The 12,242-nt window shown below is 64.9% G+C and carries 11 protein-coding genes; 1 reads left to right on the top strand and 10 read right to left on the bottom strand.

Going from position 1 to position 12,242, the window contains the following annotated elements; all coding sequences use genetic code 11:
* Positions 1–92: 92 nt before the first annotated feature.
* The 7 genes from AUP43_RS01265 to AUP43_RS01235 all read right to left on the bottom strand — a co-directional run bounded on the left by AUP43_RS01265 (position 93) and on the right by AUP43_RS01235 (position 8,520).
* Positions 93–1,331: a phenylacetate--CoA ligase family protein gene (locus tag AUP43_RS01265; RefSeq protein ID WP_067551508.1), complete on the bottom strand. Its 1,239-nt coding sequence runs from the start codon at positions 1,329–1,331 to the stop codon at positions 93–95.
* Between the two features lie 22 nt (positions 1,332–1,353).
* On the bottom strand, positions 1,354–2,205 hold the full coding sequence (locus AUP43_RS01260) for an ABC transporter ATP-binding protein (RefSeq protein ID WP_198154778.1): 852 nt from the start codon (positions 2,203–2,205) through the stop codon (positions 1,354–1,356).
* Positions 2,206–2,274: 69 nt separating this feature from the next.
* Positions 2,275–3,594 (bottom strand): ABC transporter substrate-binding protein, encoded by a 1,320-nt coding sequence (locus AUP43_RS01255; RefSeq protein ID WP_067551504.1) that lies wholly within the window; start codon positions 3,592–3,594, stop codon positions 2,275–2,277.
* 102 nt (positions 3,595–3,696) lie between these two features.
* The gene (locus AUP43_RS01250; RefSeq protein WP_067551500.1) at positions 3,697–4,776 is read right to left on the bottom strand and encodes a branched-chain amino acid ABC transporter permease; all 1,080 of its coding nucleotides are present in this window, start codon (positions 4,774–4,776) and stop codon (positions 3,697–3,699) included.
* A 4-nt stretch (positions 4,777–4,780) separates the two neighbouring features.
* A complete protein-coding gene (locus AUP43_RS01245; protein WP_067551497.1) occupies positions 4,781–5,674 on the bottom strand; it encodes a branched-chain amino acid ABC transporter permease in 894 nt (297 codons plus the stop codon).
* A gap of 86 nt (positions 5,675–5,760) precedes the next feature.
* The gene (locus AUP43_RS01240; protein ID WP_232314845.1) at positions 5,761–6,570 is read right to left on the bottom strand and encodes an ABC transporter ATP-binding protein; all 810 of its coding nucleotides are present in this window, start codon (positions 6,568–6,570) and stop codon (positions 5,761–5,763) included.
* A 21-nt stretch (positions 6,571–6,591) separates the two neighbouring features.
* Entirely contained in the window at positions 6,592–8,520 is a 1,929-nt protein-coding gene (locus AUP43_RS01235) for an AMP-binding protein (RefSeq protein WP_067551491.1), read from the bottom strand.
* 274 nt (positions 8,521–8,794) lie between these two features.
* Here AUP43_RS01235 and AUP43_RS01230 point away from each other — a divergent pair, with 274 nt between their 5' ends.
* Positions 8,795–9,607, top strand: coding sequence for an alpha/beta fold hydrolase (locus AUP43_RS01230; RefSeq protein WP_084462407.1), 813 nt, complete (start codon positions 8,795–8,797; stop codon positions 9,605–9,607).
* Positions 9,608–9,688: 81 nt separating this feature from the next.
* On the opposite strand, the gene AUP43_RS01225 is transcribed toward AUP43_RS01230, so the two are convergent.
* The 3 genes from AUP43_RS01225 to AUP43_RS01215 form a co-directional block, all read right to left on the bottom strand.
* Positions 9,689–11,032, bottom strand: a complete 1,344-nt coding sequence (locus AUP43_RS01225) for a flagellar hook protein FlgE (RefSeq protein WP_067551488.1) — start codon at positions 11,030–11,032, stop codon at positions 9,689–9,691.
* A gap of 77 nt (positions 11,033–11,109) precedes the next feature.
* Positions 11,110–11,790 carry a flagellar hook assembly protein FlgD gene (locus AUP43_RS01220; RefSeq protein ID WP_067551486.1) on the bottom strand — a complete coding sequence of 227 codons (681 nt, stop codon included), beginning with the start codon at positions 11,788–11,790 and terminating at the stop codon, positions 11,110–11,112.
* 12 nt (positions 11,791–11,802) lie between these two features.
* On the bottom strand, positions 11,803–12,242 hold a 440-nt coding region (locus AUP43_RS01215; RefSeq protein WP_198154777.1), incomplete at its 5' end, for a flagellar hook-length control protein FliK.

The following is a 12,242-nucleotide window of genomic DNA, read 5'->3' as shown; positions in this document are numbered from 1 at the left end:
TCCCTCTCCCCTGCCGGGGCGAGGGAAAGGTACGGGCGCCAGCCCAAGTCTCCGCTTCCCTCTCCCCTGCCGGGGCGAGGGAAGCAGCGGCTTCAGCGGTAGCTGCGGGCATCCTCGATCAGCTTGCCGTCATTGGGCAGGGAGCCGGGCGGGACCAGATCGACCGTGCCGCGCAGCTTGGTGAGGGCTTGCAGGGTTTCCGCCACCTTGCCGGCGAGGGCGGAATCCTGGTCCGCCGATTCGGCCTTCAGCAGCATCGAATCCTGCCCGGTCTCACCGCTGACGACCAGGCGCAGGCGGCCCAGATCGGGGAAGCGCTTGGCCAGCTCGGCGATTTGCGCGGGATGGACGAACATGCCCTTCACCTTGGTGGTCTGGTCGGCGCGGCCCATCCAGCCCTTGATCCGCCGGTTGGTGCGCCCGCAGGGGCTGAGGCCCGGCAGGATGGCCGACATGTCGCCGGTGCCGAAGCGGATCAGCGGGTAATCGGAATTCAGCGTGGTCACCACGATCTCCCCCACCTCGCCATCGGGGAGCGGGTCGCCGGTGCCGGGGCGCACGATTTCCACGATCACCCCCTCATCCAGGATCATGCCTTCCCTGGCCTGGGATTCGTAGGCGACCAGCCCGAGATCGGCGGTGGCGTAGCTCTGCACCACGTCGCAGCCATGGCCGGTGAGGTCGGCGCGCAGCGAAGGCGGCAGCGCCTCGCCGGAGACCATCGCCTTGGACAGGCAGGAAATATCGACGCCCGCCTCGGCCGCCTTCTCGAACAGGATTTTCAGGAAGGAAGGCGTGCCGGCATAGCCGTTCGGCTTGATATCGGCGATGGCGCGCAATTGCAGCTCGGTCTGGCCGGTGCCGGCCGGCACCACGGCGCAGCCGATGGCGTGGGCGGCGGTCTCGATCATCGCACCCGCCGGCGTGAAGTGATAGGCGAAGCAATTATGCAGGATGTCGCCCTTGCGGAAGCCGGCGGCGAACAGCGCGCGGCCGAAGCGCCAGTAATCCTTGCCGTGCCCCTCGGGATCGTAGATCGGCCCCGGCGACATGAAGATGCGCGCCAGCCCGCCCGGCGGGGTGGCGGTCAACCGGCCGAAGGGCAGCGCTTTCTTTTGCAGCTCGATCAGATCGCCCTTGCGGGTGACCGGCAACGCCGCCAGCGCCTTGCGGCTATCGATCTCGGTCGATTCGATGCCTTTCAGCAATTGCCCGAAATAGCCGGAATTGAGTTGAGCGTGGACGATCTGGCCGGGCAGCCGGGCCAGCAGATCGGCCTCCCGCGCCTCGGGGTCGCGCCGCTCCAGCGCGTCGTAGCTTTCGACAGCCATGAATGCTCCTAAGCGGAAGGGATCAGCCGAGCCAGCGCTTGCGGCGGCGATATTGCTTCACGTCGCGATAGCTCTTCCGCCCGGTGGCGGACAGGCCCAGATAAAACTCCTTCACATCCTCGTTGTTCCGGAGCGCGTCGGCCTCGCCATCCATGACGACGCGGCCATTTTCAAGGATGTAGCCGTAATTGGCATAGCGCAGGGCGACGTTGGTGTTCTGCTCGGCCAGCAGGAAGGACACGCCCTCCTTCTCGTTCAGCAGCTTCACGATCTCGAAAATCTGCTCGACCAGCTGCGGGGCCAGGCCCATCGACGGTTCGTCCAGCAGGATGATCTTCGGCCGGCTCATCATCGCCCGACCGATGGCGCACATCTGCTGCTCGCCGCCCGAAGTGTAGCCGGCCTGGCTGGTGCGGCGCTCGCGCAGGCGGGGGAAATAAGTGTAGATCAGCTCCAGATCGTCGGCGATCGCCTGGCGGCCATCCTTGCGGGTATAGGCCCCGGTCAGCAGATTCTCCTCGACCGTCAGATGCTCGAAGCAATGGCGGCCTTCCATAACCTGGATGACGCCCTGCTGCACCAGCTCGTCCGGCGTCTTGCCGTCGATCCGCTGGCCCTCGAAATTCACCGACCCCTTAGTGACCTCCCCGCGCTCCGAGCGCAGCAGGTTGGAGATCGCCTTCAGCGTCGTGCTCTTGCCGGCGCCGTTGGCGCCCAGCAGGGCGACGATGCCGCCGGCCGGCACATGCAGCGACACGCCCTTCAGGACCAGGATCACATGGTCGTAGATGACCTCGATATTATTGACCACCAGAAGCGCGTTGGCGGCGTCTGTCGATGCTGCGGGCTTCATCTGGAGGGCGGCGCTGCTCATGGATAATTCCGTGCTGCGGAGGCTGGAAAGAAAGGAGGGTCCGCCGCCAGGGACGGACCCTCCGGCCGGTTACATCTTCGAGCAGTCGCGCGGGGTGATGCCCTTCTCCTTCGCGTACTGCATGGCCGACGCCTCATACATCTTGGTCAACATCTCGCGGCGCGGCTTGATGAAGTCCGAGATGAAGTTCCACTGCTTGCCGTCCCATTGCTGGATGACGATGGAGCCGCCACCCTCATGGTCGTTGCAGGACAGCTTGATCGGCGACATCAGGCCGGTCAGGCCCAGCTTGTCGATGACCTCCTGCGTGAGGTTCAGATTCTCGAAGCCCCACTGCACCTGCTCGCCGGTCAGCGGCTTGTTGCCGAACTTGCCCTGGGCGGTGCGCACCGCCTCGATCATGATCGCCGCGTTGACGATGCCGCGATTATACAGCGCCTCGCCGAAGGTATCCTTGCCCATGCCCTTGCCCTTGGCGAAGACCATGTCGCGGATATCCGAATGCACCTTGGCCCCGGCGCCGACGCCGGTGAAGGAGGCGGACATATAGCCCTTGGCGGCCGCGCCGGCCGGGCGCACATCGGCCTCGGAACCGGACCACCAGATGCCGACGAACTTGTTCATCGGGAAGCCGACGGCGGAGGCCTCCTTGATGGCGGTCGAGTTCATCACGCCCCAGCCCCACATGATCACCCAGTCGGGGCGGAGCTGGCGGCCGATCTGCAGCCAGGTGGCCTTCTGCTCCAGGCCCGGATGCGCGACCGGGAACAGGTTGAGCTGGTAGCCTTCCTGCTTGGCCAGCGCTTCCAGCGTGGCGATCGGCTCCTTGCCATAGGCGCTGTCGTGATAGACCAGGGCAATCTTCTTGCCCTTCAGGCTGCCCTTCTCCTGCTTCTGGATGTGCTGGACGATGGCGTCGGCCCCCGCCCAGTAGGTGGCGGGCGCGGTGAACACATAGGGGAAGACCGAGCCGATGGTTGCGTCGGCGCGGCCATAGCCCATCGAGAAGACCGGGATTTTGTCCGCCGTCGCGCGCTCGATCAGCGCGTAGGTGATGCCAGTGGCGTAGGGGTTGAAGGCGGTGGCGCCGGTCGGCCCCTGCTTCTTCAGCCGCTCGTAACACTCAACGCCGCGGTCGTTATTGTAGTTGGTTTCGCATTCTTCCCAGGTGATCTTCACGCCGTTGATGCCGCCATCGCGCGCATTCAGCAGCTCGAAATAATCGACGAAGCCATTGGCCAGCGGAATGCCGCTCGGCGCGTACGGCCCGGTGCGATAGACCAGCAGCGGCATGAACTGCTCGTTCTGCGCCGCCGCCGGCATCGCCAGCAGCGGGGTCGCGACGACAGCCGCCGCGACGGCCGACAAAAGCATCTTCTTGAGATTCATCGCATTCACTCCCTGTGAGTTTTTTTGGCGGAAACTTGTCGTTTCTCTAATGAAAGGCTAGCACCTGCTGCGATCCGGTAAAACACCTCCTCTTTCGGGGGTTCAATAAGGGAACGGCCAGAGCCGCAGCTTCTCCTTGGCCAGGGTCCACAGCCGGGCCAGCCCATGCGGCTCCACGATCAGGAAGAAAATGATCAGCGCGCCGAATATCATGAATTCCAGATGCGCGATCATGTCGACCGGGATGTGCCAGCCGATCAGGCCGGGCACATTGTTCAGGAAGATCGGCAGCAGCACGATGAAGCCGGCCCCCAGGAAGGAGCCCAATATGCTGCCCAGCCCGCCGATGATGATCATGAACAGCACCTGGAAGGAGCGGTTGATGTCGAACGCCAGCGCCTCGACCGAGCCGGTATAGACGAAGGCCCACATCGCCCCCGCCACGCCGATGAAGAAGGAGGAGACGGCGAAGGCCGACAGCTTGGCGACCAGCGGCTTGATGCCGATGATCTCGGCGGCGATGTCCATGTCGCGGATCGCCATCCAGGACCGGCCGATCTTGCAGCGCGTCAGATTCTTCGCCAGCAGCGCCATCAGCGCCACGAAGGTCAGCAGGAACAGGTATTTATTCACCGGCGCGGATTGCGGTCCGGTCAGATAGACGTCGCCATAGAGATGCATCGGCGGGGCGGAGATGACGCCGGACGGGCTGTAATTATTGAACCAGCCGAACTTGTTGAACATCCAGATCAGGAAGAACTGCGCCGCCAGCGTCGCCACCGCCAGATAGAAGCCCTTGATGCGCAAGCTGGGCAGGCCGAACAGCACGCCGACCGCCGCCGCCACCCCGCCCGACAGCAGGAACACGATGATGATGTGCAGATCGGGGAAGGAGGTCGCCAGCTTGTAGGCGGCGAACGCGCCGCAGGCCATGAAGCCGCCGGTGCCCAGGCTGAGCTGGCCGGCATAGCCGGTCAGGATATTGAGCCCGATGGCCGCCAGCGAGAATACCAGGAACGGCACCAGAATCGACAAAAGCCAATAATCATTCGCCACCGCCGGCACCGCCAGATAGGCGATGGCCAGGCAGACCGCAATGCCGATGCGATCCAGCCGGATCGGGAAGATCGCCTGGTCGGCGGCGTAGGATGTCTTGAATTGTCCTGCCTCGCGGTAGATCACGGCGTCATACCCTCTCGATGATCTTTTCGCCGAACAGGCCTTGCGGCCGGAACAGCAGCACAACCATGGCCAGCATGTAGGCGAACCAATCCTCGATGGCGCCGGCCAGGAACGGGCCGATGAACACTTCGGCCAGCTTTTCGCCCGCGCCGATCATCAGCCCGCCGATGATGGCGCCGGGGATCGAGGTGAAGCCGCCCAGGATCAGCACCGGCAGCGCCTTCAGCGCGATCAGCGCCAGCGAGAATTGCACGCCCAGCTTGGAGCCCCACATGATGCCGGCAACCAGCGCCACCAACCCCGCCACCGACCAGACGATGACCCAGATGACGCGCAGGGGAATGCCGACCGACATCGCCGCCTGGTGATCGTCGGCCACGGCGCGCAGCGCCCGGCCGATCCGGGTCTTCTGGAAGAAGATCGCCAGCACCGTGACCAGGATGCCCGCCACGGCGGCGGCGACCAGGTCGAAGCTGTTCACCAGAATGTCGCCGAAGAACAGCGGCGTGTTGGGAATGCCAAGGTCCAGCGTGTGCACGTCGGAGCCCCACAGCGTCTGACCGAAGCCGTCGATGAAGAAGGTGATGCCGATGGTCGCCATGAACAGGATGATCGGCGGCTGGTTCACAAGGGGCCGCAGCACCGCCTTTTCCACCACATAGGCCAGCACCACCATGGCCGCCATCGCCAGCAGGATGGCCAGCGCCGCCGGCACCCCCAGCTCGATCAGCCCGACCAGGGTGAGCGCGGCGAACAGCACCATGCCGCCTTGCGCGAAATTGAACACGCCGGACGCCTTGAAGATCAGCACGAAGCCGAGCGCCACCAGGGAGTACATGACGCCGGCCAGCAGCCCGCCGATCAGCACCTCGAAGAAGAACGGCCAGGAAAAGAACATGTCAGCGCGCCCTTTCAACTCTTGTCATTGCCGGGCCTGACCCGGCAATGACGCGTAAAGATGGGTTTTCATCGCTCCCTCGCCCCTCAATGGCTGACGCCGAGATAGGCGTCGATGACGCGCTGATTGGCGCGCACCTGGTCGGGCGTGCCGTCGGCGATCTTCACCCCATAATCCAGCACCACGACGCGATCCGAGATATCCATCACCACGCCCATATCGTGCTCGATCAGCACGATGGTGGTGCCGAATTCCTGGTTCACCTCCAGCACGAAGCGGCACATATCCTCCTTCTCCTCGACATTCATGCCGGCCATCGGCTCGTCGAGCAGCAGGATGTCGGGCTCCATCGCCAGGGCGCGGCCCAGCTCGACGCGCTTCTGCAGGCCGTAGGGCAGCTTGCCGACCGGGGTGCGGCGGATCGCCTGGATTTCCAGGAAGTCGATGATCTTCTCGACCGCCTCGCGATGCTCCAGCTCCTCCTTCTGGGCCGGCCCCCAATACAGCGCCTGCCAGAAGATGTTGCGCTTCATCTTCAGCAGCCGGCCGGTCATGAGGTTGTCCAGCGTGCTCATGCCCTTGAACAGCGCGATGTTCTGGAAGGTGCGGGCGATGCCGTGCTTCGCCGCATGGTTCGGGTCCATCGCCCGGCGCGTCTCGCCGCGAAATTCGATGCTGCCCTTCTGCGGCTTGTAGAAACCGTTGATGACGTTGAGCATCGAGGATTTGCCGGCGCCGTTCGGCCCGATGATCGCCAGTATCTCGCCCTTGCGGACCTCGAAACTGACCTTGTTGATCGCCTTCACCCCGCCGAAGCCCAGCTCAATGTCGTTCAGCCGCAGCACCGTCTGTCCGGCTTGGGCGTCGGACAGGGCCGCCGGGGCGGCGGCGTTCATGGAATCGGCCTCCGCCATCCGTCAGCTCGCTTTCTTGATGTCACCGGAACCCGAACCGATGGCCTGAATGCGCATATCGGCCATCACGCGGCCCTTGCGGCCGTCCTCGAACGTCACTTCCGCGTCCAGATGCGCGGTATCGGCCTCGCTGTAGAGCGCGTCGATCAGCAGCCCGTAACGCTCGGAGATCACGCCGCGCCGCACCTTGCGGGTGCGCGTCAGCTCGCCATCGTCGGCGTCCAGCTCCTTGTAGAGCAGCAGGAATTTCTGGATGCGCTGGGCCTCGGGCAGGCTTTCATTCACCTGCTCGATTTCGCCGGCGATCAGATCGTAGACCTGCTGCTGGTTCGACAAATCGGTGTAGGAGGTGAAGGCGATGCGGTTCTTCTCGCCCCATTTCGAGACAATGGAGTAGCGGATGCAGATGATCGCCGTCAGATAGTCGCGTCCCGCCCCCAGGATCACCGCTTCGGCGATGTAGGGCGAGAATTTCAGCTTGTTCTCGATATATTGCGGCGAGAAGCGCAGCCCCTGCGCGGTGGTGGCGATATCCTTCAGCCGGTCGATCACCACCAGCCGGTTCTTGGCGTCGAAGAAGCCGGCATCGCCGGTATACATCCAGCCGTCGCGGATATCCGCGTTCGTCGCCGCCTCGTTCTTGTAATAGCCGAGGAACATATTGTCGTGCCGGGTGACGATCTCGCCGATGCCGCTGGGGTCGGGATCGTCGATCCGCACCTCCGTGCCCTCGAACACGGCGCCCACCGTGTCGCAATCAAGGTCCTTGCCGTCCTGCAGCGTATAGGCCCCCATCAGCTCGGTCTGGCCATAGAGCTGGCGCAGCGGCACGCCCATCGCCAGAAACATCTTGAAGGTGTCCGGCCCCAGCGCCGAGCCGCCGGTGGCGGCCGAGCGCACGCGGGAAAAACCCAGCCGGTCGCGCAGGGCGGAGAACAGCATGGCATCGGCCAGGCCGGAACGCTGGCCGCGCTCCACCGCCTCGACGCCCAGCTTCATGCCCTTGTCGAAGATCCAGCGGTTCAGCGAGGAGGCGTCCATGATGCGCGCCCGCATGTCGGCGGCAAGCTGCTCCCACAGGCGCGGGGCGAGCAACAGGAAGGTCGGCCCGATCTCGCGCATGTCGTGCATCAGCGTGTCGGGGCTTTCCGGGAAGTTCAGCTTCATCCGCGACACCAGCGAGAAGCCGATGCAATAGATCTGCTCCATGATCCAGGGCAGCGGCAGCACCGAGACATATTCGTCGGTCGCATCCTTCGGATCGACGGCCATGTAGCGCAGCACATGACGCACCATGCGGCCGGATTGCAGCATCGCCAGCTTCGGGTTGGAGGTGGTGCCCGAGGTGGTGCACAGGATGGCGACATCCTCGGCGTCGGTCGCCGCGACCAGCGCCTGGTAACGCCCCGGCTGTTGCCTCTCGGCTTCCTGCCCCAGCGCCATCAGCGCATCGAGCGAGCGCACCCGCGGATCGGTCTCGCGGCCCATGCCCCGGGGGTCGACATAGATGATGTGCTGCAGCGCCGGCAGCCGCGCGCCCAGATTGAGGAACTTGTCGACCTGTTCCTGATCCTCCGCGATCACCGCCTTGGCCTGCGCGTAATCGGCCAGGAAGAACACTTCCTCGTCCAGCGCGTCACGATAGATGCCTAGGCTCATCGCCCGCACCGTCTGCGCCGCCAGCTCGCCGCATACCCAGGTCATGTCGTTGTCGCCGATCAGCCCGACGACGTCGCCCTTGCCGATGCCCAGCGCCGACAGGCCCAGGGCGATCAGCTTCACCTTTTCGTTATATTCGCCCCAGCTCATCTCCCGCCAGATGCCGAAATCCTTCTGGCGCATGGCGACCTCGTCGGCATGCCCGGCGGCGTTATGGAGCAGGAGCTTGGGGAAAGTATCGAACAGGGCCGGGTCGGGATAGGGTCCGCTCATCGGCCCCTCCCGTAATCGAGGTGCGCGGACGCACTTCTCCTGCTGTCGGCAAAATACGCACCGATCACGTCACTCTCCCTGTCTTGCGCGCTTATTGGCCTCTGTTTTCCAAAGGCATTTTGCGGTGCGCGCTTTATTTGGCTTATTAGGAGTAAAGCATGCCTCAAACAGGGTCAAGCTGGATGCATGCCCCCCTGCCTTCCGGCGCATGGCAGGCTTCGCCCGCGCGCCGCCGGCTTGACGGACGCCGCGTTTCGCCGTAGCGCCTATCGCTATGACCGACACGGCCGCCGCCATCGCCCGCACCGCCCTGACCGTCGCCCTGGCCGATGGCCGCCGACTGCGGGCCGAGCGGCTCATCCCCGCGCGGTCGCCAAAGGCGGGCGCGCCGGTGCTGGTGTTCCTGCACGAGGCGCTGGGATCGATCCGTCAATGGCGCGATTTCCCGGACGCGCTGGTGGCGGCGAGCGGCCTGCCGGCGCTGGTCTATGAGCGGCCGGGGCATGGCGGCTCCGACCCGCTGACGCTGCCGCGCGGCAAGGATTACCTGCATATGGAGGCGGAGCGGATATTGCCGCAGGTGCTGGATGCCGCGGGCATCGACCGGCCACTGCCGGTCGGCCACAGCGATGGCGGCTCCATCGCCCTGCTCTACGCCGCCGCCTTCCCCGACCGCACGGCGGCGGCGATCACCGAGGCGGCCCATGTCTTCGTCGAGGATGTGACGGTCGCCGGCGTGCGCCAGGCGATGGACATCTATCGCGATACCGACCTGCCGCAGCGCCTGGCGAAATATCACGGGGCCAACACCGACACGCTGTACCGCGCCTGGGCCGAAACCTGGACTTCCCCCGGCTTCCGCGACTGGAACATCGAGGATTGCCTGCCGCGCATCCGCTGTCCGCTGCTGGTCATCCAGGGCCAAGACGACGAATACGCCACCCTGCGCCAGGTCGACGCCATCTGCGCCGGCGCCGGCGGCCCGGCCACGCCCCTGGCCATCCCCGCCTGCGCCCACGAACCCCACCGCCAGCAACGCGCCGCCGTGCTGGCCGCGATGACGGATTTCATTGGGCAGGTGGTGTAGGGACGATGCGCAAACGAAAACCCCCGGCGCATGGCCGGGGGTTCCGCGGAGGCAGAAGCAAGGAACGCCAGGAAGCGGCTTTTACCGCTTCATGCGGATCGCCTCGTCCAGCATTTCATCGCCGGTGGTGACGATGCGGGTGGCGGCCGAATAGGCGCGCTGGGCGACGATCAGGTCGGCGAACTCCTCGGCCGTGTCGGCGGTGGAGCTTTCCAGCGTTTCCGGCCGCAACAGGCCATGCGCGCCGACGCCGGGGCGGTTCAGCACCACATCGCCGGAGTTGGAGGTGATGGTGAAGGCGTTGCCATTGTCGCGGTCCAGGCGCGTGGCGGCCGGGAAGGTCGCCGTGGCGATCTGGTAGATCGCCCGGGTCTGGCCGTTGGCGAACACGCCGGTCACCAGCCCTTCCTCGTCGATGATCACCTGGTCCAGGCCGGACGGCGCGCTGCCATCCTGGTTCGCCAGCTTCAGCTCGTAATCGCCGGAGAACTGGGTCAGGCCGCTCGACCCGTCCGGCGCGCCAAGATTAAGATTGACCACCAGATCGTTGGGCTGCTCCGCGCCGGATGTCGCCAGGCTGGCCGCCGGGATGGTGAACTGGAACGTGCCGTCCGCCGCCGGAGCGCCGAAGGCGGCGCCGAGGGCGGTAAAGGCGTCGGTCGCCAGCGGGCCGTCCAGCGAGCCATCGCCATCGAACTGGATGGTGCCCGTGGCGCCGGCGATGGCGTTGAAGGTTCCGGTCGAATCGGTGATACCGGTCGCGAAGGTCCATTCGTTGGCGTTTGCCGTCTTGGTCCACTGGAATGTCAGCGTCTGCGGCGCGCCCAGCGAATCGAAGACCGTCATGTTGGTGGTCTGATGCGGGCCGGCGACAGTATTGTCCTCGCCCGCCGGCAGATTGGCGGTGATCGAGACGTTCTGCGTCGGCTGACCGACCGAGGAGAAGCCGGCGACATTCACCGTCTGCAAGCTGGTGAGCTGGTCGACGCTGGCCCCGTTCACGATGTTGCCGCTGGAATCCAGCGCCCAGCCCTGCAGGAAGTAGCCGGCGGAGTTCACCAGGTTACCGTCCTTGTCCGGCGTGAAATCGCCGGCGCGGGTGAACAGGAAGGTGTCGTTGCTGCCCGCATCCTCATTCTTGTTCACGACGAAGAAGCCGTTGCCGGTGATCGAGATATCGGTCCGGCTGTCCGAGGTCTGCAGCAGGCCCTGCTTCTGCGGATCGTAGAACGGCCGCAGCGTCACGCCGCCCGGCGAGAAGTTGCGCGCCACGCTCTTCGAGGTGACGAAGTTGGAGAAACGGCCCTCCACCTCCTTGTAGCCAATCGTGTTCACGTTGGCGATGTTGTCGGAGATGATGCCGAAATTGCGGGACTGGGCGCTTAGCGCCGAGATACCCGAATAGAGACCACCAAGAACGCTCATTTGCTTCTGCTCCTCTTCAAAAGGGCCGCCTTGCTACAGCCCTGTCAAACTCTGTTTGCGTCGTGTTAAGGCATGGTTCAGGCGTTGGCCGCCGGGTCTTCTTCAACCGAGATCGCCTTGTCCAGCAGCAGGCCCATCTCGCCGAACTTCAGCACCGGGCCGAGGTCGGACTTGCCGATGCCGGTCACCCGGCCGACATAGCCGATGGCGGAATCGACGGCCTTCGAGTCGCGATCCAGCGCGGTGATGCGCAGGGTGTAGGCCCCGTCTTCCAACTGCTGGCCGGAGATGTTCTTGCCGTCCCACTTGAAGCGGTGGGCGCCGCCCTCGATCTCGCCGCTGGTGGTGTAGACCACCTCGCCATCGGCATTGAGCACGTCCAGCTTGGTCGAGATCGCGCCCTCTTCGAGCGCGTAGCTCCAATTCGCCTCGCCATTCTGCAACGGCGCGGTCGCCCCCTCGGCCGAGACGTAGCGGCCGATATAGGACATGGTCGATGCCTGCTCGCTGATCTGTTGCAGCTGGATCATCGTCTCCAGGTTCTGGTTCTGCTTGATCTGCTGCTCGACGCCGCTGAACATCACCAGCTGATTGGTGAATTCGTGCGAATCCATCGGGTTCAGCGGATCCTGGTTCTTCAGCTGCGCGGTCAGCAGCGTGAGGAACGTGTCGAAATTTTCCGTCAGCCGGGCCTGCGAGGCCGCGGCGCTGGTCGTCGTGTTGCCCGTCTGGGTTTGGCCTACGCCGTCAACAGCCATCGTCCTGTCCTCCTAAATGCTCACATCGACCAGGGCGTCGAGCCGGCGGACGATTCCGTCCATCGGCAGTTCCGCCACATCGATCTCGCCATCCGCACCGCCCCGGCCGAAGCCGCCGGCGATCCGGTGTTGGCCGGGTTGCGCGTTGTTCTGCTGCTCGCCGCGCAGATTGAAGCTAAGCGAGCCCTGATCCGTCTTGACGCCGGCATCCTGCAAGGCGCGTTCCAGGTGCTGCGCGTCGCGGCGCAGCCAGTCCAGCGTCTCCGGCTTGTCGGCGGAGATAACCGCCTGCATCCGGCCGGCCTGGTCCATCTCCATGCTGACCTCGACCTTGCCGAGGCGCTCGGGTCGCAGATGGATCGTCACCCGGTTCACCTCGTCCTTGACCGCCTTGTGCATCTGCACCGCGACCTGGTTGCTCAGCGGCATCGGCGCGCGCGGCGGCGGCGGCG

Source organism: Oceanibaculum pacificum (assembly GCF_001618175.1).
Classification (GTDB): domain Bacteria; phylum Pseudomonadota; class Alphaproteobacteria; order Oceanibaculales; family Oceanibaculaceae; genus Oceanibaculum; species Oceanibaculum pacificum.
The sequence above is the reverse complement of the archived record's forward strand: the minus strand, read 5'-3'. Positions and strand labels throughout refer to the sequence as shown.